General features: G+C 40.3%; 27 protein-coding genes, 3 tRNA genes and 1 other RNA gene. 5 read left to right on the top strand and 26 right to left on the bottom strand.

What is annotated here, in order from left to right; translation table 11 throughout:
• Positions 1-31 precede the first annotated feature (31 nt).
• The 26 genes from ssrS to C4533_07530 all read right to left on the bottom strand — a co-directional run bounded on the left by ssrS (position 32) and on the right by C4533_07530 (position 18,043).
• A non-coding RNA gene (ssrS, locus tag C4533_07655) (6S RNA) lies at positions 32-191 on the bottom strand.
• 87 nt (positions 192-278) lie between these two features.
• Entirely contained in the window at positions 279-2,312 is a 2,034-nt protein-coding gene (gene pheT, locus C4533_07650) for a phenylalanine--tRNA ligase subunit beta (GenBank protein ID RJP27328.1), read from the bottom strand.
• A gap of 39 nt (positions 2,313-2,351) precedes the next feature.
• Entirely contained in the window at positions 2,352-3,371 is a 1,020-nt protein-coding gene (locus C4533_07645; GenBank protein ID RJP27327.1) for a phenylalanine--tRNA ligase subunit alpha, read from the bottom strand.
• A complete protein-coding gene (locus C4533_07640) occupies positions 3,341-3,850 on the bottom strand; it encodes a DNA-binding protein (protein ID RJP27326.1) in 510 nt (169 codons plus the stop codon). The genes C4533_07645 and C4533_07640 overlap by 31 nt, the downstream gene beginning before the upstream one ends.
• Positions 3,847-5,352 carry a TrkH family potassium uptake protein gene (locus C4533_07635; GenBank protein RJP27325.1) on the bottom strand — a complete coding sequence of 502 codons (1,506 nt, stop codon included), beginning with the start codon at positions 5,350-5,352 and terminating at the stop codon, positions 3,847-3,849. The genes C4533_07640 and C4533_07635 overlap by 4 nt, the downstream gene beginning before the upstream one ends.
• 109 nt (positions 5,353-5,461) lie before the next feature.
• The gene (locus C4533_07630) at positions 5,462-6,124 is read right to left on the bottom strand and encodes a TrkA family potassium uptake protein (protein ID RJP27324.1); all 663 of its coding nucleotides are present in this window, start codon (positions 6,122-6,124) and stop codon (positions 5,462-5,464) included.
• A gap of 16 nt (positions 6,125-6,140) precedes the next feature.
• On the bottom strand, positions 6,141-6,788 hold the full coding sequence (locus tag C4533_07625) for a TrkA family potassium uptake protein (GenBank protein ID RJP27323.1): 648 nt from the start codon (positions 6,786-6,788) through the stop codon (positions 6,141-6,143).
• A gap of 21 nt (positions 6,789-6,809) precedes the next feature.
• Positions 6,810-7,163: a 50S ribosomal protein L20 gene (locus C4533_07620; protein ID RJP27322.1), complete on the bottom strand. Its 354-nt coding sequence runs from the start codon at positions 7,161-7,163 to the stop codon at positions 6,810-6,812.
• A gap of 43 nt (positions 7,164-7,206) precedes the next feature.
• Positions 7,207-7,404 (bottom strand): 50S ribosomal protein L35, encoded by a 198-nt coding sequence (locus C4533_07615; GenBank protein ID RJP27321.1) that lies wholly within the window; start codon positions 7,402-7,404, stop codon positions 7,207-7,209.
• Positions 7,405-7,479: 75 nt separating this feature from the next.
• Complete coding sequence (locus C4533_07610) at positions 7,480-7,968, bottom strand: translation initiation factor IF-3 (protein RJP27433.1); 489 nt, start codon at positions 7,966-7,968, stop codon at positions 7,480-7,482.
• Positions 7,969-8,105: 137 nt separating this feature from the next.
• On the bottom strand, positions 8,106-9,824 hold the full coding sequence (gene thrS / locus C4533_07605; GenBank protein RJP27320.1) for a threonine--tRNA ligase: 1,719 nt from the start codon (positions 9,822-9,824) through the stop codon (positions 8,106-8,108).
• Positions 9,824-10,891: a CpaF family protein gene (locus C4533_07600; protein ID RJP27319.1), complete on the bottom strand. Its 1,068-nt coding sequence runs from the start codon at positions 10,889-10,891 to the stop codon at positions 9,824-9,826. The genes thrS and C4533_07600 overlap by 1 nt, the downstream gene beginning before the upstream one ends.
• Positions 10,892-10,920: 29 nt before the next feature.
• Positions 10,921-10,994: transfer RNA gene (locus C4533_07595), tRNA-Val, on the bottom strand.
• Between the two features lie 224 nt (positions 10,995-11,218).
• Positions 11,219-11,301: transfer RNA gene (locus C4533_07590), tRNA-Leu, on the bottom strand.
• A 66-nt stretch (positions 11,302-11,367) separates the two neighbouring features.
• Positions 11,368-11,440: transfer RNA gene (locus C4533_07585), tRNA-Cys, on the bottom strand.
• 40 nt (positions 11,441-11,480) lie between these two features.
• Entirely contained in the window at positions 11,481-12,023 is a 543-nt protein-coding gene (locus C4533_07580) for a hypothetical protein (GenBank protein ID RJP27318.1), read from the bottom strand.
• Between the two features lie 6 nt (positions 12,024-12,029).
• The gene (gene rpoZ, locus C4533_07575) at positions 12,030-12,239 is read right to left on the bottom strand and encodes a DNA-directed RNA polymerase subunit omega (protein RJP27317.1); all 210 of its coding nucleotides are present in this window, start codon (positions 12,237-12,239) and stop codon (positions 12,030-12,032) included.
• A gap of 18 nt (positions 12,240-12,257) precedes the next feature.
• Complete coding sequence (locus C4533_07570) at positions 12,258-12,854, bottom strand: guanylate kinase (protein RJP27316.1); 597 nt, start codon at positions 12,852-12,854, stop codon at positions 12,258-12,260.
• Entirely contained in the window at positions 12,855-13,682 is an 828-nt protein-coding gene (locus tag C4533_07565; GenBank protein ID RJP27315.1) for a YicC family protein, read from the bottom strand.
• 1 nt (position 13,683) lies between these two features.
• Positions 13,684-14,187 carry a nucleoside-diphosphate kinase gene (locus C4533_07560; GenBank protein RJP27314.1) on the bottom strand — a complete coding sequence of 168 codons (504 nt, stop codon included), beginning with the start codon at positions 14,185-14,187 and terminating at the stop codon, positions 13,684-13,686.
• A 2-nt stretch (positions 14,188-14,189) separates the two neighbouring features.
• Positions 14,190-15,038, bottom strand: a complete 849-nt coding sequence (locus C4533_07555) for a ParB/RepB/Spo0J family partition protein (protein RJP27313.1) — start codon at positions 15,036-15,038, stop codon at positions 14,190-14,192.
• A 14-nt stretch (positions 15,039-15,052) separates the two neighbouring features.
• On the bottom strand, positions 15,053-15,868 hold the full coding sequence (locus C4533_07550; protein RJP27312.1) for a ParA family protein: 816 nt from the start codon (positions 15,866-15,868) through the stop codon (positions 15,053-15,055).
• Positions 15,869-15,960: 92 nt separating this feature from the next.
• The gene (locus C4533_07545) at positions 15,961-16,140 is read right to left on the bottom strand and encodes a hypothetical protein (GenBank protein ID RJP27311.1); all 180 of its coding nucleotides are present in this window, start codon (positions 16,138-16,140) and stop codon (positions 15,961-15,963) included.
• Positions 16,141-16,151: 11 nt separating this feature from the next.
• Positions 16,152-17,675 carry a membrane protein insertase YidC gene (gene yidC, locus C4533_07540; protein ID RJP27310.1) on the bottom strand — a complete coding sequence of 508 codons (1,524 nt, stop codon included), beginning with the start codon at positions 17,673-17,675 and terminating at the stop codon, positions 16,152-16,154.
• A gap of 15 nt (positions 17,676-17,690) precedes the next feature.
• Positions 17,691-17,918 carry a membrane protein insertion efficiency factor YidD gene (yidD, locus tag C4533_07535; protein ID RJP27309.1) on the bottom strand — a complete coding sequence of 76 codons (228 nt, stop codon included), beginning with the start codon at positions 17,916-17,918 and terminating at the stop codon, positions 17,691-17,693.
• The gene (locus C4533_07530; GenBank protein ID RJP27308.1) at positions 17,906-18,043 is read right to left on the bottom strand and encodes a 50S ribosomal protein L34; all 138 of its coding nucleotides are present in this window, start codon (positions 18,041-18,043) and stop codon (positions 17,906-17,908) included. The genes yidD and C4533_07530 overlap by 13 nt, the downstream gene beginning before the upstream one ends.
• Before the next feature lie 264 nt (positions 18,044-18,307).
• On the opposite strand from C4533_07530, the gene dnaA reads away from it, so the two are divergent.
• The 5 genes from dnaA to gyrA all read left to right on the top strand — a co-directional run bounded on the left by dnaA (position 18,308) and on the right by gyrA (position 26,068).
• Positions 18,308-19,639 carry a chromosomal replication initiator protein DnaA gene (dnaA, locus tag C4533_07525; protein RJP27307.1) on the top strand — a complete coding sequence of 444 codons (1,332 nt, stop codon included), beginning with the start codon at positions 18,308-18,310 and terminating at the stop codon, positions 19,637-19,639.
• Between the two features lie 140 nt (positions 19,640-19,779).
• A complete protein-coding gene (gene dnaN / locus C4533_07520) occupies positions 19,780-20,871 on the top strand; it encodes a DNA polymerase III subunit beta (protein RJP27306.1) in 1,092 nt (363 codons plus the stop codon).
• Positions 20,872-21,153 (top strand): DUF721 domain-containing protein, encoded by a 282-nt coding sequence (locus C4533_07515; GenBank protein ID RJP27305.1) that lies wholly within the window; start codon positions 20,872-20,874, stop codon positions 21,151-21,153.
• A 45-nt stretch (positions 21,154-21,198) separates the two neighbouring features.
• A complete protein-coding gene (gene gyrB / locus C4533_07510; GenBank protein ID RJP27432.1) occupies positions 21,199-23,637 on the top strand; it encodes a DNA topoisomerase (ATP-hydrolyzing) subunit B in 2,439 nt (812 codons plus the stop codon).
• A 1-nt stretch (position 23,638) separates the two neighbouring features.
• On the top strand, positions 23,639-26,068 hold the full coding sequence (gene gyrA / locus C4533_07505) for a DNA gyrase subunit A (protein RJP27304.1): 2,430 nt from the start codon (positions 23,639-23,641) through the stop codon (positions 26,066-26,068).
• The last annotated feature ends 1 nt before the right edge of the window (position 26,069 follow it).

Raw genomic sequence — 26,069 nt, 5'->3', positions numbered from 1 at the left:
GTTTGTAATCCCGTAAGTTGCGGCCTCAAAAAAAATCCCCGCGTCGTGCCGTTGGATATGATGTGTACTGAACCTTTTGGTTTCAGGTGGGTACCCTCTCCTTGGACGCTCGCGCCCAGGGAAGCTGTGGGTTCCCTCTAAATTTGTGTTGGTTCACAAATCATCTTTACCAACGTGCACCGCAGGGATTAATCAAATTTACAATAATAGTATAGCACATATTATTATAAAATCAACCGTGGCAAGGTTAATTAAGAAATGCTTCTGCCGTCAACAGCTTAACGGATCCTTATATCAAAACTTGATTCTAAAGCCCCGGGGATCTTAGCGTGTATGGAATTGATCTCGGAATCTGTCAAAGTGCGCTCGCTAGACCTGTATAAACACGATATAGTCAGGCTTCTATATCCAGCAGGGATCTGCTGGCCCCGGTAATAATCAGATATCTCTGCCTCTTCTAATAACTTGCCTGCACATTTCTTTATTTCTTGGATCAAGTCGGCAATATTGGTGGTATCTTTTACTATCAAACTTATATCTCTGGTGATTGCCGGGTATAGCGGTAGCGGTTTATAGGTTTTATCTGCGGCGGCAACCGGGATTATTTTATCCAAGAAAAGTTCTGCTATAAAAATATCCCTATTCTTAATATCTAATGAATTTAAAGCTTTCTCTGTGAGCCTTCTGATTGCGCCGCACTCTATAGATGCAATACTTAAAGATACTGAATCGGGCCCGGAAATATTGAATTCGTATTCATTTATATCAAAGAATTTAAACAGGCTTTCTATTGCCCCCTTGAGATGCCTAAAACCCACTATCTCTTTTACTGTTGTCGAATTGACAAAAGACGCCTTTTGGCCGCACATCGTCATCCCTAATACCAATTGCTCTTTAACCGCTTGCCCCTCGTTTATGTACACATTACCCATCTCAAAAAGGCTGATGAACGGTTGGCGCTGGCTCAAGTTATAGCTTATGCATCTTGCTATAGAGGGTATTATCGTCGGCCTTAATATACCCAAATCCCTGCTTAAAGGATTGGAGATCTCAACAATCCGGTTATCATAATCGCCAAACAAATTGAGAAACCCCCTATCTATCAGGCTGTATGTTATAATCTCATTAAATCCTAAACCGACGAGCGCTTCTTTTATTCTGCCGGATAATACCCGTACGGTATTTTGCCCGGCATTTGGCCTGATAGCCGGCAGGCTCACAGGGACCTTATCATATCCGACTATCCTGGCTATCTCTTCTGTCAAGTCTGCTGCTAAATTAATATCCCTCCTCTGCGACGGGACGCCTACAATAAGCTTATCCTTAGCGGATTTCTTTACAGTAAAACCTAAAGCCGATAGCGTTTTATTTATTTTAACTTTACCAATATCAAACCCCAAAAAGGAACCTGCATAATTAAGATCAAAAATTATTTTCTTGGCTTTTATCTTATATTCCCTGCTGGCCCTATAAGCAGTAATCTTGCCATTAGAAACCTGGCTGATAAGTTGAACAGCAGCCAAAGACGCCTCTTTAAGCACTGCCGGATCCAGACCCCTTTCAAACCTGTACGACGATTCTGTTTGCATCCCCAGGCTCTGTCTCGCCTTGCGGATAAGCGCCTGGTTAAACACGGCTGCCTCAAGCAATATATTAACGGTTCCATTGCCGACTTCTGTATTCTTGCCGCCGATAATACCGGCAATAGCCACGGGGGATCTGCTGTCTGCAATAACCAGAATCCCTTTATCCAGCGATACTAATTCTCCGTCGATAGTTAGTATATTTTCTTGTGCATTTGCCCTGCGGACGTTTATGCCGTCATTGAGATTGAGCCTGTCTAAATCAAAGGCATGTAAAGGTTGTCCATATTCAAAAAGCACATAATTAGTTACGTCAACTACATTATTTACGCTATGGCAGCCTATGGCCTCGACTCTTTTCCTCAGCCATCCAGGAGACGGCAAAACTGATACTCCCCGGATTATTGTACCAGTATACAAAGGGCAATCGCCTGGATCCTGGACTTTTATCCTTAAATCTTTATTTATATATCTATTTAACGAGTGCGCGCCTTTTGAAGGCGGCTTCTTAAATTTCGAATTTGTTATAGCCGCAACTTCTTTTGCTATGCCGATTACGCTTAGCCAATCCGGGCGGTTAGAAGTAATCTCTATTTCAAATACATAATCACCGTCTTTTTGAGACAGCGAAGTAACCTCTAGCCCGGCCATTGTAAGCTTATCTGCCAATGACTCGGCTGGCATTTTGATGTTCACGTAATCTTTTAACCAATTGTAAGTAACTTTCATATGCTTGTATCAGTTAAATTTGCACCAAACCTATCAGGATCAAAACTGTTTCAGAAACCTTATGTCGTTTTCAAAAAACAGCCTTATATCATCTATGCCATACTTCAACATCGCAATCCTTTCAACGCCCATGCCAAATGCAAAGCCGCTGAATTTATTCAGGTCATAACCAACATGCTTAAAAACATTCGGGTGGATCATGCCTGAGCCTAATATTTCAAGCCATCCCTTTCTGCCGCAGACAGAGCATCCTTTACCTTGGCAGATAATGCATGAGATATCCACTTCGGCAGATGGCTCTGTAAACGGGAAGAAGTGCGGCCTAAGGCGCATCTTTATATTTTTCCCAAAAAGGGATTTTACAAAAACCTCCAAGGCGCCTTTTAAGTCTGAGAAAGAAACGCACTTATCCACTAAAAATCCTTCTACCTGGTGAAACATGAATAAATGGCTAGCATCAACCGCATCAGGCCTATATACTTTTCCAGGTACGACAATAGCCAGCGGAGGCTTGTGTTTTTTCATGGCACGTACCTGTACAGGAGAGGTATGGCTGCGCAATAAGAGCTTATCATGATTTTTTATATAGAAAGTATCGAAAGCATCCCTGGAAGGATGGTCAAGGGGTATATTTAATCCTGTGAAATTATTAAATTCTGTTTCTACCTCAGGACCCTCGAGTACAGAAAAGCCCATTTTTTCAAAAATATTGCATATCTCATCTATTACCTGAGTTACGGGGTGTAGTTTGCCTAAATAACGCATCTCTCCGGGCAGATCAACATCTGCCTCAATTAATTTTTCTTGCTGGACCAGACCGCCTGCGGATACAGCTCTCTGCTTTTCTTCAATAATAGCCAAGACCCTGGCCTTGAGTTCGTTAACTTCCCTGCCGAACTCCTTTCGTTTTTCTGCGGGCAGGCTTGGGATGGAAGAAGTCAGCTGGGCTAAAACACCTTTCCTTCCTAGATACTTAACCCTGAAAGCCTCCAGGCTTTCCTGTGATAAAAGCCCCGATACTTCTTCGTTCAGCGAATTTTTAACAGCCTCAATATCCATATTATCAATATTACTCCAAAAAGAATAATTGCAAAATCTTTTTTACTTGTGTTGAGACCCTCATTAATCTGCCTGCCCGGGGATATAATTTTTATACTCTGGGCATGTATATCCATGTCCCCTCCATGCTCGGGGCATGCCCTATTAAAAATCCCTGTTATCTCGACAAAAGTTCCCTTGTGCTTATAATCCCCCATAATTTTAATGCCGGACAAAAGGCTGTTCTCAGCCCATACACCCATAGCGTTATCAATATCGCTCACATTTATCCAGCTGTAGTTACCGCGTTTCATTAAATCGCCAATCGCCTCTCCGGAATAAATTACTGTTTTATTATCATAATTCTTTGCATCATTTATCAGCTCATTGCTGGATACCGGCTGACAAAAAACAGCAGTATTTACCGTCAACATGAAACTAAAAAAAGCCATAAAAAACAGACCTGCTTTAAGCCAAGATTTGAAACCGGCGTAATTCATTTTTTACCTCTTAGTAAAGCGATAAAAAAACCTACGAGAGTAAATATTGACATAAACTCCAACCTTCCTGCCCACATTTGAAATATATAAGTAAGTTTTAAAGCCGCGGGCATGGCTGGATTAGTTATGCCGCATGATAATCCTATATTAGCGCCTGCCGAAGTAGATTCGAATAAAGAATCAAGAAATGGGTAACCAAAAAACATGGCGACAAAGGAACCGATAGCAAATAGTATTAAATACGACAAGCTTATCAAAAAAGCAGACCTTACCAAACCATCCTCCAAATAAACCTCTTTTACATGATGGAATTTCTGGATGATTATGGCCTTATCGGGCAAGATAAACCTTTTGACATCCTGGATAAATGCCTTGAATATCACTCCTACCCTAAGCATTTTTATAGCACCGGTGGTGGAACAAACGCTACCGCCTAAAGCCATAGCGCAAACTATCCCCACCATGGCAAGATTACCCCATTCGTTTATAAATTGCTTGGCATACAAAGTCTGGTACCCTGTGCCTGTATGGGCTGATATAAGCTGGTAAAAACCCTTCCTGAACAATAAAGTTGCATCGGGATATACGCCAAGCTGGCTAAGTGCGCCTGCGGTGACTAAGAAAGTTGCCATAATGGTTATAAAAAGAGTCACTGTTTCAATATTCCTGAGTATCTCTCTGCGGTTACCGCTCCAGACATCATAGTGCAGCTTGAAATTTATCGCGCCAAGAAACATTATCACGATTGTAACCGCCTCAAAAATCCCGCTATGATAGTATAATATATTTTGCGACTGCGGAGTAAATCCTCCGGTATCAAAAGCCGCCATAAAAATGCACAATCCGTGCACAATAGACCTTTCCAGGTTCATGCCGTTAAATAAACAAATAAAGGCCAACACCGCTGTACCAAGAATCAGGTAGACCGTACTAACCATCCATATGAACCTTCCTGTATGTACTACATTAGGCAAAATCTTTTCATCCCTGCCTTCTCCAACATACATCCGCATTGCCGCAGATTGCCCCTTGACAAAAAAAGCTATGGTTATAATTACTATTCCCTGGCCGCCGATAAACATCATAAAGTGGCGCCAAATTGTATGAGTAATAGAGAGGTGATCCAGGTCTTTTGCCAAAACCAGGCCTGTGGTGGCAAAACCCGACATTGCATCAAAGAAGGAATCCAGATAAGAAGCCCAGTGGCCGCTTAGATACAAAGGAACGGCCCCTAAAAGGGCTGCCACCAGCCATGACAGCGAAACCACGATCATGCCCTGCATCCAACTTAAGTCTTCTTCTGTAAAACAGAGTTTGGTCAGGATGAGGCCGAATATAATAGCAATTTCTGCACCGATAATAAAATCAAGGGTGGGGTTGGCTTCCCTAAAATAGACACCGAATAATACCGGGATAAACATAAGAAAACCAAGACCGATGATAATCTTACCTAAATAATACCCTATTGCTTTTATGTCTTGCAGGTGGGGCCTAAGGATCATATCTTAAAGGTCAATATCAAACAAATTAAAAACGCAGCGATCATAATAAACAAAGAATACACGACTTCCGTTGCGATACCTAAAATGACATTAACAGGCGTTTTTAATTTCATAGCTTACCGACTAAAAGATTCAGTAATTGTGGTTCGTTCCCGATGAAAGTGATAGCGATGATATCGTCGCCAGGTTTTAAAACCGTGTTTCCGCGCGGGACAATGACCTCTTCTCCCCTGACAATAGAAACCAAAACAGAATCTTCGGGGAGGTGGATATCTTGTATCTGTTTATTGATTATCGGCGAATCTTCAGGAAGGTCTACGCGGACAACAGCCAGTTTTCCTCGTTTAAAACTCATAAGATTGACAAAATCGGAGAAAGAAACTTCTTCTTCGATAATTTTTGATATTATAGTTGTGGAATCTACGGGTATATCTATGCCCAGCTCAGAAAAGGTATGTTCATTGTCCGGGTTGTTTACCCTGCCTACAGTTCTCTGGACGCCAAATTTTTCTTTTGCCATTTGGCAGATTATAAGGTTATCTTCGTCTTCTCCGGTAACCGCCGCAACAACTTCTGCCTGTTTAATCCCCGCTTCTTCCAAAATCCTGGGATCACAGGCGTCGCCATTAATAACCAAAACTTCCAGCTCTTTTGCGATCTCTTCGCAAATAGGCCTGTTTTTGTCTATTATGCTCACAGTGTGCTTATTCTGACATAATCTCTTTGCCAGGAAAAAACCAACCTTGCCTGCTCCGGCTATTAATATATACATATTCTTCTCTTTTTTATCAAAGGTTGAATCTGTCTTTTATTCTCTTTAAACTATTAACCTTTACTATAGCCATTAATACATCTTTTTCTCCGAGGATTGTCTCGGGCTCGGGTATCATTACTCCGTCGATCTTCCTTATAGCTACGACTAAAAACTCTTTGGCGATGTTCAGCTCTTTTACGGATTTACCGATCAGGTCTTTCTTTACTTCGATTTCAAGCACGCCGATGTCCTTGTTTTCGATAAGATAACTGGAGAAGCGGCTCTCCACTATTTTATCCCTAAGCATCGCGGCAAAAAGTATGGTCCCGCTTATGATATCCAGGCCGCCGATCGCAGAATAAATATGCGCGCGTTGCGGATCATAGACCCGGGCGATTACCTTGGGCACCCGGAATATTTTTTTTGCAACCTGAGCAGAGACTAAATTAGTATTGTCTCCGTTTGTAAGCGCGCAAAAAGCATCGGCTTTCTCAATCCCGGCTTGTTTCAGAAGCTCTAAATCAAAACCATTACCTACGAGAGTCAGGCCATTAAATGAATCTCCCAGCCTTTCAAAAGACGCCTGGTTTTTGTCAATAAGAACCACGTTGTTTTTCTCGCTGGATAAAAGCTTGCCTAGCTCAGAACCAACTCTCCCGCAGCCCACTATTATTACATACATATCTATCCCTCGGTAAATCGGTTATTTTTTACCCTTGGCCAAATCTACTAATTTTTTGAAGGCCTTTATATCTTTAATCGCCAGATCAGCAAGGATTTTTCTGTCTAAGTTGATCTTTGCTTTTTTTAATCCGTCCATAAACCTGCTGTATGTTATCCCTGAAAGCCGGCATGCTGCGTTAACCCTGGCTATCCAAAGACTGCGGAAATTTCTTTTCTTTACTTTCCTGTCCCTGTATGCATAAACTAACGCGTGCATCAAAGACCTGCTGGCTTGCTGATATTGCTTGCTCCTGTCGCCCCAATAGCCTTTAGTCCGCTTCAATACTCTCTTTTTTCTTCTTCTTGTTGCAACACTGTGTTTGACTTTTGCCATATTTTTCTCACTCCATTCTTAAATTTTTGGTGCTTACACTCTGTTATCTTCCAAAAGGAAGCATTTGCTTGATAAATTTCTTCTCTTTGGCCTTCTTAAATTGGGATGCCTTGCGCAGCTTCCTTAATCTTTTCGGGCTTTTGCTTGAAAGAAGGTGGCTTTTTCCCTGCGAAGAGAATTTCAGCTTACCTTTTTTAGTTAACCTGAACCTTTTAGATACTCCTTTTTTTGTCTTTAACATTTGTTCTCCTTTATATCTTAAGGTATTACTTATTCATTCACGGCCGAAAAGTATTTAAGCTCCGGCCTATGAAAATTATTTTGGGGCGATAACAAAAGACATAACCCTTCCCTCAAGGGCCGGCTCTTTCTCTACCTGGCCTTCATTCTGCATGTCACTGATAAACCTGTCTAATATTTTTCTTCCTAAGTCCATGTGCTCCATCTGACGTCCTCTGAAAAAAAGATTGATTTTTACTTTATCTTTTCTTTGCAGGAAGGTTATGCTCTGCTTTAATTTAGTCTGATAGTCGTGTTCATCTATATTAGGTTTAAGCCTGATCTCTTTGATCTTGCCATGTTTATGATGTTTCTTGGCTTCGCGTTCCTTTTTCTCCTGATCATACTTAAACTTGCTAAAATCTATAATACGGCAGACCGGCGGGTTAGCCGAAGGAGCGACTTCTACCAGATCCAGTTCGTGCTGGTTTGCAGCTTCCATCGCCTTCTGAATCGGCAACACCCCTAACTGACCGCCATCCGGCCCTATTAGACGCACCTGGGGAGACCTAATCCGCTCGTTAATCCTAATAAATTTTTTTATTTTAACCACCCCTTTCTTTTTAATAACCGGGCTTAAAGAACTAATATCTAAAATTTCAGATCTCAGCTCCGTAAGCCTGATTTATTTGTTATTTTTTACTTAATTCTAACATATTTGTGCTATCTGCGCTCTATGATTTGTTTCTTTGTTTTCTCAATAAATACATTAAGGGGCATGCTGCCTAAATCGCCTTCCAGCCTTTTCCTGACAGAAACACTCTGTTGCTTTTCCTCTCTAGAGCCCACAATAAGTATATACGGCACTTTATCCAATTCTGCCGAGCGTATTTTCTTATCCAGGGTTTCATTGCGCGGATCTATATCTGCCCTTATAGAATGCTGATTAAGTGCATCTTTTATCTTCATGCAATACTCGATATTGGAATCCTTTATCGGGACAACCAGCGCCTGCACAGGAGCCAGCCAAAGAGGCAGATCTCCCTTGTAGTGCTCCAGAAGCGCGCCTGTAAAACGCTCTACGCTTCCTAAAAGCACCCTATGTAACATTATCGGCTGTTTTTCCTTCCCGTCAACATCTATATAAGACAGGTCAAATCTCTTTGGTAAAGCAAAATCGCATTGGATAGTCGCGCACTGCCAGGATCTTTTAAGCGCATCCTTTAATTTTATGTCAATCTTTGGTCCGTAAAACGCGCCTTCTCCTTCATTTATATCATATTTAAGGCCCTTTTCTTTAAGGGAATCCTCAAGTGCTACAGTAGCCCTCTGCCAATCATCCTCGCTGCCTATATATTCACTTGGCCTGGTGCTTAACTCTATACCTACGGAATCAAAGCCAAAAACTTTCATGGTATCAAAAATAAAATCTATCACGCTTTTTATTTCATCTTTCAACTGTTCCTGCCTGCAAAATATATGCGCATCATCCTGGGTAAAACCCCTTACCCTGAGTAAGCCGTGCAAAACGCCTGCTTTTTCATGCCTGTATACCGTACCGAGCTCAAAAAGGCGTATAGGCAAATCTCTGTAACTTCTGGTTTTTGATTTATAAATAAGGATATGTCCCGGGCAATTCATGGGTTTTAAAACGAACTCCTTGCCCTCGATATCCAGTGTATACATATTATCCTTATAATAATCATAGTGCCCGGATTTCTGCCAAAGCGAAGCTTGCATTATATGTGGCGTAGTGACAATCTGATAGCCGCGTTTTAAATGCTCTTTCTTCTCGTAGTCCTCTATAAGCATCCTAAGCAAGGCGCCCTTCGGATGATAAAAAACAAGGCCTGCGCCAGCATCTTCCTGATAAATATCAAAGAACCCTAAAGCCGGCCCGAGTTTTCTGTGGTCCCTCTTTTTTGCCTCTTCAAGATTATCCAGGTATTCGGCTAACTGCGTATCTGTTTCAAAGCATGTTCCGTATATCCTCTGCAACATGGGATTAGTTTCGATCCCATGCCAATATGCGCCCGCAAGCGAAAGCAGCTTAAATGCTTTGATCTGGCCTGTTGAACCAACATGCGGACCCCGGCATAAATCTATGAAACCGTTTCCCGTCTTATAAATAGAAACCCTGTCTTCGGGTATCTCTTCGATAAGCTTTATTTTATAATCTTCGTGCCTGGACAGGAATATTTTTTTTGCTTCTTCTTTTGTCAGATCCTCTCTATTAAAAGGCTCGTTCCTGTTTATTATCTCTGCCATCTTTTTTTCTATCACTGGCAGGTCCTCATCTCTAAAGGGCTCTTTTTTATCAAAATCGTAATAGAACCCGTCTTCTATCGACGGGCCGATACCAAGTTTTGCCTCCGGCCAGAGTTCTTTTACAGCCTGAGCCAGCACATGAGAACAGCTATGTCTTAAAATATCAATATCCATTAGTCTTTTACAAATATATGGTCGCCAAGCAGGTTGAGTTTCTGGAATTTCTGAAAGAACAACGGGTAATACTTAATTGAAGGTTTAAGAACTCCTATAACCTTACCGTCTTCAGAAATTTTTTCGAAATGAAAAGTAAAAAGATCGTTCAGTATAACCTCTTCCCTGTCAAGGCCCCTGACTTCCGTTATGTAGGTTATTCTTCTTGCGCCATCCGGAGATCTTTCCTGATGCACAATCAAGTTGATCGTCGAAGCTATCAATTTCCTCACTTCCCATAGAGGCAAATTAATCCCGGACATTAAAACCATTGTCTCAAGCCTGGAGATAACATCTTTGGGAGAGTTACCATGGACTATGCCAATAGTGCCGGTATGCCCGGTTGCCATGGCTTGGATCATGTCTATAGCCTCTTCCCCCCTTACTTCCCCTATTACCAACCGGTCCGGTGCCATACGCAAGGCATTCCTTATAAGGTCGCGTATACTGACCCCTCCTTTGCCGTCTTGATCAGGGGTCCTTGTTTCTAAAGAGATGTAATTTGCCCGGTTAATCTTTAACTCCGCCGCATCCTCTATGGTGATAACTCTCTCCTCATCGCTGAAATAATTTGAAAGTATCTGTAAGGTTGTGGTTTTTCCTACTGCCGTACCTCCGGAAAAAATTATGTTAATTTTACCCTTGATACAAGCAACCAGCAAATCCGCTGCTTTCTGGCTAAGAGTCTGATTTCTTATCAAATCTTCGAGTGTCTTAATATTCCCGGCGAATTTTCTGAAAGTAACCGATATCCCGAACCTTGCAAGCGGAGGTATAATTGCGTTAATACGCGTTCCGTCTTCCATGCAAACATCGGCATAAGGCACATCTTTGGCTACCCTTTTGCCCAAAGAAGAATAAATATTGTCCACCATTTTATACAGCTCTTCTTCGCTGGAAAATTTTACGCTGGTAAGAACTTTCTTGCCGTTTTTTTCGGCAAAAACCTTATTGTAGCCATTAATCATTATCTCTGATATTGAATCGTCATCGAGCAATTTCTGTATCGGCCCTAAGTTTGTAGCCATACACCCTCCTAACAATCCTGGGTTTAAAATGGGCTCAAGAGGACTTGAACCTCTGACCTTTGCGATGTCAACGCAACGCTCTAACCAACTGAGCTATGAGCCCAAATTTTTTCGCTATTGCTCATAGTGAACACATCTAACCAATCCCGACGTTCCGATCGAACGCAAGCGATAGTCGGAAGTCGGGACCCCGACCGCCATCTTTTATGCGCGTCGGGGCTGAGCTATGAGCCCTGTTATTTATTCAATTTGCTCATCCTTTTAAACACTTAGCTCGCTAAACCGCTTACCACGATTCTTGACACTGGCTCGAGTGCCAAATTAATTTGGGCAAGGAGGGAGTCGGACCCTCACGACCTTGCGGCCATCAGATTTTAAGTCTGACGTGTATGCCATTCCACCACTTGCCCGAAATTGCAAATATCCTTCGCCCACCAACAGAGAGCTCAGAATTGAATTTTGCTGCGCAAAATTCAAGGCGTGGACCGGACTCGAACCGGTGAATAGTTGTTTTGCAGACAACTCCCTTAACCACTTGGGTACCACGCCGCAAACAAAAATGTATAACCCGGGGTTAAAACCCCGGCTTTTATTTGCCGGCCAGCAAATTCTTTGTCTCTTTTACAATCAAATCAACTTCTGCCAAACAGCCTAAGCCGGTTTTTCCGCAGGCAAGTTTTCCCTTTTTAGGTCCGATAAAATAATACCCGGCTTTCTTTAATTTATTTATATTCCCTTGTACAATTATATTATTGTACATATTCTCATTCATAGCCGGGCAAATGGCAACTTTTGATTTTGTGGCGGCAACAACACAGGTCAAAAGATCATCACATATCCCCGCAGCAATTTTGCCTATAATATTAGCTGTGGCTGGCGCGATCAAAACCAAATCAGCGGTATCTGCCAGAGAAATATGCTCAATATTCCATGATTCCGGGGCATCGAACATGCCTCTGTACACTTTATTGCCGGACAGGCTCTGGAATAACAGGGGCTTAATGAATTCTTCAGCGGCCTCGGTCATTACTACGGTTACTGAAAAATTCTCCTCTATCAGACGCCTTATTAAATCGCAGGATTTATATATAGCCACTCCTGCACTCACCCCTAAAATAATATTCTTTTTCATATTAAATTACTTGGCTAAAGCTGCCGTCTTATAACCAATCTTGCCCTGAGAAATTTCATGTAAAGCTATACTGGATGGCTTCATTGATGGATCGGCGCCTACCAGCTTAGGCTGCCCCTCGGCTATCTCTAAAGCTCTTCTTGCAGCTAAGATCACCAGTTTATATATAGAACTGCCTGTTTTATTCAAAAGTCTTTCCAAAGCAACATAACCCATATTACTCTCCTCCCTAAGCTATTTTAATATATTATTGAGTGTTATCAATCTTGAAATTATACCCGTAGCTTCCCTGGAAGCCTGTTCTAAATCCTTATTGATAATACAAAAATCGTATTTCTTGGCAATCATCATTTCTTTTTCTGCCAACCTCAACCGCCCCGATATCTCCTTATTACTGGTTTTATTACAACGCCCCCGGATCCTCTGCCTAAGAGAAACCAAAGACGGGGGCATGACAAAAATAGTAATTGTGCCGGGATAGAGCTTTTTTAACTTAAAAGCTCCTTTTTTATCCAGGCATAAAGCAATATTTTTACCGTCCTTAATACACTTATCTACTATGCCGCTGGGTGTTGCGTAATAATAACCCAAATATTTGGTCCATTCAAGAATTTTTTTCTTTCTCAATCTATCCCTAAACTGTTGCTCTGTAATAAAATAGTAATCCCTGCCATTCCTCTCTTTTGACCTTCTTGGCCTGGTTGTAAAGGATATGGACTTCTTTAGTGCTTGTTTAAGACCAGGGGAATTTATAAGCTTGCTTAAAAGGGTGGTCTTACCTGAGCCTGATGGCCCGGAGATAACAAATATTAAACCGCTGTTTTTTTTCACTTACTCAACATTTTGTAGCTGTTCTCTTATTTTCTCTATCTGGCTCTTAACCTGTACTACCTTAGCCGATATCAATACGCTACATGATTTTGCCCCTAAGGTATTGGCTTCCCTCTGCATCTCCTGGGCTATAAAATCCAGCTCTTTACCCATAGGGCCATTTTTTGCAATCCTATCTTTAAAATTCTTCACATGAAACGAAAGCCTTTCTATCTCTTCGGATATATCGCTCTCTTTTAAAATACTGCTCTGTTCATCAGTATTTTTTGCCAGCCTCGTCTTATCTTTCATTACCTTGATAAACCTGACCCTTATTACCTTGACTTGATTATCTATAAAATTAAGCCTTTTCTTAAGAAAGATATTTAAGGCCCTTCCTTCTTTCTGCCGGGCTTTAAGCATCTTGTTTATTGCTTTATGCAGCAATACCTGTATCCCGGGCCAAACCTGTTGTCCCGGAACTTCAAAAGGAACCGATGAAAATAAGCCAGGAAGCTGGATCACGGTATTTATGCTAAGCTCATCGTTGATATTAAACTGCGATTTTATTTCGCTTATCGCATCCAAATAATTTTTTAACAGCGCTTTGTTAATTGAAACAGGCGAGGATTTATGCGCAGGCATGTTCATAACACATACAACCCTCCCTCTTTTTATCTTTGATTCGATTTCTTTTTTAAATTTGTCTTCCAGGCTTAAAAACCCTTCAGAGAGGTGCAAAGAAACTTCCAGGAATTTATGGTTAGAGCTTCTCAGCTCGATCCTAACCTTGCCCAGCAAACCTATATCTGCCTCGGCCGCGCCAAAACCTGTCATGCTTGTAATCATATTAAGCCCATACCCTTGTCTTTATTTCTTTTTCAATAATTTCTTTTGAAGGATATAAATCTACTATTATTTCGTCGGGATTAAACCAAAGTTTTATTTCTCTTTCTGCTTCAGATTCATTTGAAGAAACATGAATAACGTTTTCATAAAGCCCGGAGGTAGTTATCCTGCCGTAAGATCCCCTTATACTTGTTGACTCGGCCTCCTCGGGATTAGTGGCGCCTGCCAATTCTCTGCATTTATTAATAGCGTCCTTGCCCCAATAAATCAACGCCATCACTTTTTTGCGGTTATGAAGCTCCCCCTGTAAATACTTTATCAGCTCTTCAAAAAACGGCTTATCATTTAAATGCTTATAGTGTTCCGCAGCTAAATCCCTTTTTACCCTGACCATTTTTGCAGCAACAATCTCGAGTTTGGTCTCTGACAGCCTTGTAAGAATATTTCCCGTTAGCGACTTTTTCAATCCGTCAGGCTTGATTAATATTAATACAGCCTTGTTCATGTTTAAACTTCTCCTTTTAATTTTTTTATAATTCTATTTAAGTCTTCATCTGAAAAGAATTCAATTATTATTTTGCCGCGTTTCTTCTTTTTGAGAATATTGACCTTTGTGGCCAGATGATGCTGCAACTGCTCTTCGATCACGGCTAAATAGGTATCTTGATTTCTGGCGCTAGGGTGTTTTCTGACAAGCGTTTTCCTTTTACTTTTTATGATGTTCTCTAACTCCCTTACAGACAAAGAGTTAGAGATAATATCATTCATTATTTTTCTTTGCAAATTAGGCTCATCCAACTCTAAAAGCGCTCTTCCATGGGCAAACGAAATCCTGCCATTTTTTAATTCTTCTTGCACTTCTATGGGAAGCTTAAGTAAACGTAAACTATTGGTCACACTTACTCTGGATTTTCCTAAAACTTCACTGATTCTTTCTTGGGTGTATTGGAATTTTTCTATCATGTACTGATACGCCCTGGCCTCCTCGATGGGGTTCAAATCTTCCCGCTGAAGGTTTTCAACCAGAGAAAGCTCCAGCGAATCAATATCTTCCGCTTCTTTAATAATCGCCGGGATTTCTTGCAGCTTAAGGGCTATGGCAGCTCTAAATCTCCTCTCGCCGGCGATAAGCTCGAAACTATCGCCTTTACGCCTTACCAAAATTGGCTGGATTACTCCTCTTTCTCTTATTGATTGTATTAATTCATCTAAACTCTCCTGATCAAAATTTTTTCTCGGCTGATAGGGATTCGGCTTTATGTTATCCACCTTGATTAAATTAATTTTTAAGCTTTTTTCTTCTGTCTGTTCCGGGATTAAAGCGCTAATTCCCCTTCCTAAAGCTCTTCTTTCCATAATAAGCTCCTCTTTTATGTCCGATCTGGAGAATTGTTTGTTTCTAAATTGTCCAATCTGTTATTTGTTGCGGGTAGGCCTAAAATTTCCCTACTTAATTCTTCATATTTTTGAGCGCCAATAGAAGCTTTGTCATACAACGAAATAGGCTTGCCATAACTTGGAGCTTCTCCTAAGCGTATGTTACGCGGGATAATTGTATTGTAAACTTTATCTTTAAAATGATTCTTAACCTCTTGTATTACTTCTCGGCTTAAATTAGTCCTCACGTCTGCCATTGTAAGAAAAACGCCTTCGATATAGAGCTCTTGGTTTAGATTATTTCTCACAAGCTCAACAGTATGAAGTAGTTGCGACAATCCTTCTAAAGCAAAATATTCAGATTGCACTGGAATCAATATTGAATTAGCTGCACATAAAGCATTTATGGTCAATAACCCAAGTGAAGGCGGAGAGTCTATAATTATAAATTCATGATTATTTTTAATATTTAATAATGCTTTTTTTAGCCTATGCTCCCTACCTAGCGCTCCTACTAGTTCAATCTCTGCTCCGGTTAAATCTAAATTCGAAGGTATTAATTCTAGGTTGTATATCGAGGTTTTTAGCTTGATCTCGTCTGCGCTGCATTCTTCCATAAGGATATGGTAAGCGCTTTTTTTTATGTCTGCCCTGTTGATGCCTAGGCCGCTTGTTGCGTTTGCTTGAGGGTCTAGGTCAATTAACAGGGTCTTTTTGCCCATCATGGCAAAACATGCCGAAAGATTAACAGCTGATGTTGTTTTGCCTGTGCCACCTTTTTGATTGCAAATTACTATGGTTTTGCCCATTTTAATGTTCCGCGTGGAACTTTATGTTTAATTAACAATTAATACGATAAACCCATTTTCTTAGTTTGTCAATCAATTTCTTGGCTTAGGCCCTAAATTGGCGTTACCCGCACCTTAGCAGGCTTAGCACCAGGCATGCCAAATAGCCCCTTCTTTTCTTCAGAAAGCACCTTAATTTTAACTTTATCTCGAGGCAGCTGTAATTCCTTAAGCGCTTTTTTTATGGCCTGTTCTACACTGTTTCCTTCTATTTCAATGCTATTTTTCTTCATATTATTTAATACTATTTAGCCAAGTTTAATTTGATTTGATTTACTAGCATCAATAAGCTATTTACAAACCAATACAGCACTAGGCCTGAAGGCATATGATAAAAAAGAAATCCAAATACTATCGGTAACATAAACATCATAAGTTTTTGCTGTTCCGCACTAGCGCCGCTTGACGACGACATAGACAATTTGTTTTGCATAAACATACCGATAGCCATCAATATCGGCAATAAATTGATCTCATTGCCTAATAAAGGGATGTTTTTGGGTAGTATAAATAGCCTGTCCGGCTCAGCAAGGTCTTTAATCCACAAAAATTCTGCTCCCTTCAAAGCGACAGACCTCATTAAGACTTGATATAATGCAAAAAATATCGGTATCTGCAATAATATCGGCAAGCATCCGCTTAAAGGATTGACTTTATTCTCACGATATAGAGCCATTATCTCCTTATTAAGTTTCTGGGGGTTATCTTTCAACCTGGCCCTTAATTCCTCGACTTTGGGCTGTAAAGCTTGCATGGCTTTCATAGAACGCATCTGTTTATTTGTAAGCGGATAAAACAGCAAATAAATAAAAACCCCTAGAATGATTATAACCACTCCCCAATTATGAACGATTTTAAATATCATTTCCATTGATTGAAAAATTATCTGCCCAAAAAAATCAAAAGTACCATAATTTACAATATTACCCCAGCTGGTACTGACATTGTTAATGTGACTTAAATCTTGAGGTCCCAAATAGATAGCGAATTTTTCTATATGGGTTTGCCCTGGTTTTATCAAATAATCGCCTGAGATCAATCCAATCTCCGATCCCTTTATTCCGTTAAACCGGCGTATATAGCCAGAATAGTTTCCTTCTACGGGCTCTACTATTAAAGAAAAATACCTATCCCTATAAGATAAATATTTTACATTAGAAAAATCCTTATCATTTTTAAGATTGACATGAGTAAATTTATTCGCAACAGCGACAGTTACATCTTCATATCTTCCAAGAAGCTGGTCTTTAGAATCTTTAATAACACCTAATACCAAAGGAAAGGCAAACTTAAGATCAGTATTTGAATTGTTAGTGATAGAAATATATAACTCTATACAATACTTAGGCTTACAAAAAATAAAATCTTTAATAATCTTTTTATCTTTATCAGATTGGACAAATTTAATGCTTTTAGGAGTATTTTCAAGCAAAACAAATTTATTACTACCTTTTAAAGATAGGCCTTCATTTAGCAGCAAATTCTGGTAGTTGTAATTTTTAAAAGATACATCAGAGATCGCTGCTTCATTCTCAGAGAAAATTATTTTTCCCCATTGGTCCGCAATAACCTCAATATCTCTGCCGGTCTTCTCAGCCAGAGAAGGCTTTGCTTCAGCAATATTATTTAAAACTTCTTGCTTTGGCAAAGTAACTTCACTAAGCGCAACTTCTTTATTTACAATTGGTTGCGGTTTAGATACTAGCGCAGACCAGGTTATCATGATTAGCATTGACAGGGAAAAAGCTAAGATAATTCTTTTTTGCATATTTTCTCCGATTCTTTATTTTACCGGGTCATAGCCATGCTGGCCAGAAAATGGATGGCAGCGCAATAACCTTTTGAATCCCAAAAACCATCCTTTAATACAGCCATACTTTAAAAGTGCCTGCTTAGTATATTCGGAACAGCTGGGTATAAACCTGCAGCTTTTAGGCATGCTATGACTAGCGTATTTTTGGTAAGCTTCAATTAAATTGACAAAAAATATTCGGGTTTTCACTTGCTTAATGCTTTTCTTCCTTTCAGCCTTCTTCTCGTTATAACTGCCCTGCCGGAAGCTGTTCTCATGCGACTCAAAAACCCATGCCTCCTTTTTCCAATTCTCCTCGTCGGTGTTTTAATATTTTTTTTCATGCGGTATTCTCCGGTTATAATTGTTGTTGTTAAATAATAAATTTTTATAACGGTGGATAATTATAACACAAATTTAACTTAAGTCAATGCCGTAGGTTTTGTTTTTTCTGAAAAATTTTCTGAATGTTAAAAACTTGTTGAAACAATTATATTGACTGCATAAAATTTTTATGTATAATAGTCACCGGTCTTCAAAAATAGTATTCCACAGAGTTATTAAAGCTGTGTATAAATTGTGGATACTGTAGATAACCCCCTAATAGTATGCATAAACCAGCAGGAAAAATCTGGGAATCGAGCAAGGAAACTCTTCGCAACGAGCTAGGGGATTCGATATATTCCGCATGGATCGAGCCGCTCAAGCTTTTGTCGCTAGAGCCGAATAAGGCAACCCTGGAAGCTCCAGATGGGTTTTTTAAAGATTGGGTTGAAGGGCACTATAAAAATGTTATTGAAAAGGCTGTGAGTTATAATGCCGCTTCAAGTATCACCATAGAATTAATCGTTGCTCCTGAATCTGAGCTTAAGCAAGCCAAAGCGGAACCAAGCCTTACTCAGAGACCGGTTGGCAAAGACTCATTAAACCTTAACCCCAGATACACGTTTGATAATTTTGTCATAGGCCCATCAAATAGGCATGCGCACGCTTACTCTTTAGCTGTTGCGGATTCTCCAGCAAAAACCTATAATCCTTTATTTATCTATGGCGGGGTCGGCCTCGGTAAAACGCACCTTATGCAAGCAATCTGCCATCAGATTAAATTAAAGAACCCGAATTCAAAAATATATTATATTTCATCCGAGCGCTTTACTAATGAGCTTATTGACTCAATCCAGCACCACTCAACAAATAATTTCAGGCAAAAATACCGTAATGTTGATGTGCTGGTCATCGATGATATACATTTTATTGCCGGCAAGGAATCTACCCAGGAAGAATTCTTTCACACATTTAACACTCTTTATGATGCGCATAAACAAATAATAATTTCTTCTGACAGGCCGCCAAAAGAAATTTCTAACCTCCAGGACCGCCTTGTTTCGCGCTTTAGCTGGGGGCTAACCACAGATGTGCAGCCTCCTGACCTGGAAACACGAATAGCAATATTGAAGAAAAAGATTGAAAGGGAGCCTGTTGCGGTACCGGATGAGGTTATATTTTTTATTGCCCAGCTGGTCAAAACAAATATAAGGGAGTTAGAGGGTGCGCTGATCCGCACCATAGCTTATTCATTGCTCGAAGAAAAACCCATTACCCTTGATTTAACCAAGGAGGTTTTAAAAGACCTTTGTAGGGAAACCCAGAAAAATATTAATATAGACTTTATACAACGCTGTGTATCTGAAGAGTTTGGGGTGTCCATATTTGACTTAAAAACCAAAAGAAGAAATAAAAACATTGTTTTACCCAGGCAAATTGCCATGTATTTAAGCAGAGAATTGACCGATTTGTCGCTTCCTGAAATAGGGGAATTCTTTGGTGGCAAGGATCATACCACCGTTTTGCATTCATGTAATAAAATTAAGGAGGGTGTTAACTTAAACCCAAATCTTAAAGCCAGAATCGAAAGGATCATTCAGATAATTCAACAGTAAATTAAGAACTTATGCAATGTTTTTGGTATTTACAACACTATAAAATAAAAATAGTTATAAACTTTTCAACAGAAACACAACCTTTTTATTACTAATACTATTTAAGTTTTTCTAAATATATATTAATAGGGAGGAATAAAATGAAATTTAAAATTAAAAAAGATGTGCTGGTTTCGGGTATTCAGGCAGTTCAAAACGTTATTTCTTCGAAATCAGCCTTGCCTATACTCTCGAATGTGTTACTTGAAGCACATCAGGATAGTATCAGGCTTACCGCAACAGATTTAGATATAGGTATAAGTTGTGTATTACCTGTGAATACCTCTGAACCAGGGTTAATTACTATACCTGCTAAAAAATTGGGAGAGATTGTTAAGGAATTACCCGCAGATAGTATTAGTATAAGCACCAAAAAGAATAATATGGTTATAATAGAGACTGATACCTGTCAGTTTAAGATTGTCGGGCTTTCGAGTGAAGAATTCCCAAAACTTCCTGAATTTAAAGATAAAGAGGTGATTAAGATAGATCAGGGAGTGTTAAAAGAGATGTTAAATCTGACATCTTTTGCTGTTTCTTTTGATGAAACGAGGTATATATTAAACGGCATACTTTTTAAAATCGAAAAAGGTAATATTAATCTTGTTGCAACCGATGGTAAAAGGTTGGCAATAATCGATAAGAAAATTAACCAAAGTATCGATAAAGATATCAGGACAATTGTTCCAATAAAAACCATTCATGAGTTAATCCGTAATTTAAAAGATGAAGGAGAGCTATCTTTAATTATTAATAATAACCAAGCGCTTTTTGATCTTGGCAATATTGTGATTATTTCGCGACTTATAGAGGGGGAATTCCCTGATTATAAACAGGTAGTACCGGGTGTTTCCGAAAATAAAATGTTTGTAGAGAGGGCAGAGTTTCTCTTGGCTGTGAAAAGGGCTGCCTTGTTGTCGACCCCGGATTACCAGGCTATTAAATTCGAGATGTTTAAAGATAAACTGGTCGTTTCTAAAACAACCCCGGATATCGGAGAATCAAGGGAAGAGCTCCGCATTGAGTATAAAGGCAAGGAATTGGTAATCGGTTTTAACCCCAATTATTTAATCGATGTTTTGAAAAACCTTAAGGATGAAAAGGTCTGCCTTGAGGTAACCGATTCGGATAAGCCGGCAGTTGTCCGTGTTGACGGCTACACATATGTTGTTTTGCCCATGCGTTTAGGTTAGATGGATAAAATAAAAGATATTATCGAGCAGTTTTTTTCCGACTTAGGTAAAGCCGGACATGGTTCCGGTGGTATAGCCACGGAAAAAATTTTAAAAAAGGTTTTGACAAAAAGGGAATTAAGTCATATAAAGTGTAATTATTTTCGCTCCGGAGTTTTAGGCATAGGTTTAGACTCATCTGCATGGCTGTATCAGTTTAATTTAAAAAAACCTTTGCTATTAAGCAGGCTAAAAGAAGATATCGATGGACTTAAAGACATTAAAGTATTTTTGGGTAAATAAATGAAAAAGAAAAAAAATCAAAAAGAAGAAAGCAAGGATGGTGTTATGCCCTTAAAACAGGAGCAGGCTCCCACAAAGAAAGATAAGGCATATGACGCTACTACCATACAGGTATTAGAGGGTATAGAGGCGGTGAGGCGAAGGCCGGCTATGTATATCGGCGACACTTATTCCAGAGGGCTGCATCATCTGGTTTATGAGGTCGTTGATAATTCGATAGATGAAGCGCTTGCGGGTATTTGTAACAGGATAGAAGTTGCGGTTAACCATGATAATAGCGTGTCTGTTTCCGATAATGGGCGCGGTATCCCCGTTGATATCCATAAAACCGAGAAGAAGCCCGCGGTAGAAGTCGTTCTGACAACGCTGCACGCAGGCGGGAAGTTTGACCATAAGGCATATAAGGTCTCGGGGGGCCTGCACGGCGTAGGCGTCAGCGTAGTCAACGCGCTCTCAGAGTGGCTGGAGGTAGAAGTAAAAAGGGACGGTAAAATTTACCACCAAAGGTATGAAAAAGGAAAAACCGCCTCCAAGCTTACTATTATTGGTAAGGCAAAAACAACCGGCACCAAGGTTACTTTTAAGGCCGATAAGGAAATATTCAAATCTATAGATTTTTCTTACGATATTTTATCCCAGAGATTAAGAGAGTTGGCTTTTTTAAACAAGGGCCTTGAAATAGCATTAAAAGACGAGCGCAGCGAAAAAGAATCGAACTTTAAGTTTTCCGGAGGCATAGTCTCTTTTGTGGAATACTTAAACAAGAATAAAAATCCGCTGCACAATAAGGTAATATATCTTGAAAAAGAGAAAGAGGGAGTCGATTTAGAAGTAGCCTTGCAATATAACGATGGTTATGCAGAGAATATCTTTTCGTTTGCGAATAATATTAATACTGTCGAGGGCGGAACGCACCTGTCTGGCTTTAAATCGGCCTTAACGCGTGCCATTAACCAATATGCAAAGAATAAAAACCTGCTTAAGGACAATGTTGCCATTTCGGGTGAGGACGTTAGGGAGGGGCTAACTGCCATAGTGGCTGTTAAGATCCCCAACCCGCAGTTTGAGGGGCAGACAAAAACAAAATTGGGGAATTCGGAAGTCGAAGGACTCGCCGCTTCCAGCGCCTTTGATGCCCTCACGACATATTTTGAAGAAAACCCGTCGGTTGCTAACAAGATCGTAGATAAGGTCATTATGGCTTCACGGGTACGCGAAGCAGCAAGAAAAGCCCGCGAGCTCACGCGCAGAAAAGGGGCGCTTGATTCAGGGGGCCTGCCGGGGAAATTAGCTGATTGCTCTGAAAAGGATGCTGCTCTTTGCGAGCTTTATATCGTTGAAGGGGATTCCGCAGGCGGATCGGCTAAACAAGGCAGGGATAGGAGATTCCAGGCAATATTACCAATAAAAGGAAAGATATTAAATGTTGAAAAAGCAAGGCTGGATAAAATCCTCTCCAACGAAGAAATCAGGACTATCATTACTGCTTTAGGGACGGGTGTCGGAGAAGAATTTGACCAGGCAAAACTGCGGTATCATAAAATAATATTAATGGCTGATGCGGATATTGATGGTTCGCATATCCGCACTTTATTGCTTACGCTTTTGTACAGGCAGTTCCCTAAACTTATTGAAGACGGGTTTGTATATATTGCTCAACCGCCTTTATACAAAATCAAAAGGGGCACTCGCGAAGAGTATATTCAGACAGAGCAGCAAATGAATGAATTATTGTTAGATTTAGGGAGAGAAGGATTCAGCTTTATAAGGTTAAAGGATAAACAAAATTTCACAGATAATCAGTTTAAGGAGATTTTGAGTTTGTTGGTTGAAACAGAGAAAATTGGCAAGAATTTAGATAAAAAGGGAGTAAAATTTGCAAATTACCTTAGTTTGAGGCACCCAAAGACCAAAAAAATGCCAATTTATAGGGTAAAAGTGGATGGAATCGCCCATTTTGCTTATTCTGATCAAGAACTCGCCAAAATTACAGAAGAGGCTAATGGTAAGGCTTCTGAGCAGGATATTTTGGAGTTATTTGAAGCCCAGGATTTAGAGCAAATTTCTCTTAAATTAGCTAAATTAGGCTTAGACATAGGAGATTTTGCTGCAAGAGAAACGGAACAAGCAGAAGCAAAGAACGCCAAGAAAACGGCTGAAGTAAAAATGAAGCCCCTTTTTAGAATTACTGACGAAGAAAAGGAAGTAAGCGATTTTTTCACTTTAAAGGAAGCCTTGGAATATGTGAAGACCCAGGCATCTAAAGGTATGCACATACAGAGATATAAGGGTCTTGGCGAAATGAATCCGCACCAGCTATGGGAGACGACTATGGATCCCGAAAAACGCACCATCTTGAAAGTTACTTTAGAGGATGCGGTTGAGGTAGACAAGATGTTTACAGTGTTAATGGGGGATCAGGTTGAACCCAGAAGAGAGTTTATTGAAAATTATGCACATCAGGTAAAAAATTTGGACATTTAAAATGTATACCAGAAACGAAAAAATAATTCCCATCTATATTGAAGAAGAAGTAAAGGACTCTTATTTAAATTATGCTATGAGCGTTATTGTAGGCAGGGCTCTGCCTGATGCCAGGGATGGATTGAAGCCTGTACACCGGAGGGTTCTTTATGCCATGCGTGATTTGGGCCTTGAACACAATAAGCCTTACAAAAAAAGCGCCCGTATCGTCGGTGAAATCCTAGGTAAATATCATCCGCATGGGGATATGGCGGTTTACGATACGCTCGTTAGGATGGCGCAGGATTTTTCTCTCCGTTATACATTGGTAGACGGACAAGGCAACTTTGGGTCTATTGACGGAGACGCTGCGGCGGCAATGCGCTACACAGAGGCCAGGCTTACCAAAATAGCCGAAGAGATGCTTTTTGATATTGAAAAAGACACAGTCAATTTTGTTCCTAATTTTGATTCTTCGCTTTCCGAGCCTTCAGTATTGCCGGCAAAAATACCGAATCTTTTGCTGAACGGTTCAAGCGGTATAGCAGTCGGCATGGCGACTAATATTCCACCGCACAATTTAAACGAGATCGCAGATGCGATAATCCATATATTAGATAATCCCGGGTGTGAGATTAAAGACTTGATGCGGTTTGTCAAGGGCCCGGATTTTCCTACCGGGGGCATAATCTGCGGCAGGGCCGGTATAAAAGATGCCTTTACTACTGGCAGGGGCAAATTGACTTTAAGGGCAAAAGCCAATATTGAGCGCCAAAAAGGCGGTAAGGACCTGATAGCTATAACTGAAATTCCATATCAGGTGCAGAAGGCCGGCATGATAGAAAGCATAGCCTCTCTTGTCGATGACAAAAAGATAGAAGGCATTTCGGATATAAGGGATGAGTCCGATAAGGACGGCTTGCGTATAGTGGTAGAGCTAAAGAGGGATACCGAGCCCCAGATTGTATTGAATCAGCTTTTTAAGCATACCCAACTTGAGACTACATTCGGGGTGATAATGCTGGCGTTAGTTGATAACCGTCCCAAGGTTTTGAACCTTAGGCAAATGATGGATTGCTATATCGGGCATAGGAAGATAGTAATACGCAGGCGTACCCAATTTGACTTAGATAAAGCCCAGAGAAGAGCGCATATCCTAGAGGGATTAAAGATAGCTTTAAAATTCATAGACAGGATAATTAAAGTAATCAAGACCTCAAAAAATACCCAGATCGCAAAAGTTAATTTAGTAAAGGAGTTTGAATTAAGCGAGATACAGGCACAGGCAATTTTAGAGATGCAGCTACAGAGGTTGACGGCTTTGGAGCGCGATAAAATAGATGCCGAGTACGCAGAGTTGCTTAAAATAATCGAGACTTGCAAAGCGATTTTAGCGTCGGAAAAGAAAATAGAAAATATAATTAAATCAGAATTAGAAGAGTTAAAAAAACAGTACGGCGACGAGAGAAGGACCGATATAGTAGGGGAAGTTGAAGAGCTTGAGGTAGAGGATTTGATAGCTGAAGAAGATATTGTTGTAACTATAAGCCATAATGGCTACATAAAGAGGCTACCCGTAAGCGCATATCGAAAGCAGAAGAGAGGCGGTAAGGGCGTAACCGGGGCAGAGTTAAAAGAAGAAGACTTTATTGAGCATCTTTTTGTGGCTTCTACTAAAGACTATCTTTTGATTTTTACTGATACGGGTCAAGTGCACTGGCTAAAGGCTTATGAAATCCCCCAGGCTAGCCGTACGGCCAAGGGTAAGGCCGTGGTAAATTTATTGCAGCTTAAATCGGATGAAAAAATAAGCTCGATAATACCAATAAAAGAATTTTCGCAGGACAGTTACCTTATAATGGTAACAAAGCAGGGTTCAATAAAGAAGACGAGCCTCGATGCCTATAGTAATCCAAGGAAAGGCGGCATAATAGGTATAAGCCTTGAAAAAGGGGATGAGCTAATAAGCGTAGGCCTGACAAACGGCAAACAAGAAATTTTAATCGGCACAAAAGAAGGAAAGGCGATAAGGTTTGCAGAGTCGCATGTGCGTGAAATGGGCAGGGGAGCAAAAGGGGTCAGGGGCATAAAGCTTGACAAGAAGGACGAAGTGATTGCAATGATATTGGTAGATAAAGAAGCCTCAATCCTTACCGTAACTGAATTAGGCTTTGCCAAGCGCACCCCTTTTAAAGAATACCGCTTGACTAGCCGAGGGGGCAAAGGTATTATCAATATTAAAGTAACAGACAAGAACGGCAAGGCCGTCAGCCTAAAGACAGTAAACGACAATGATGAACTAATGGCTATTACTCAAAATGGCATGTTTTTGCGTTGTGCAGTCAAAGATATCCGTTCAACAGGCAGATCGGCTCAAGGGGTACGGCTCATAAAGCTTCATGATAAAGACAGGGTTTCTTGCATTGCTCCCGTAATCAACGAAGAAGAGTAAC

The sequence above is a fragment of the Candidatus Omnitrophota bacterium genome, assembly GCA_003598025.1.
Taxonomy (GTDB): Bacteria; Omnitrophota; Gorgyraeia; order Gygaellales; family Profunditerraquicolaceae; genus Profunditerraquicola.
The sequence above is the reverse complement of the archived record's forward strand: the minus strand, read 5'-3'. Positions and strand labels throughout refer to the sequence as shown.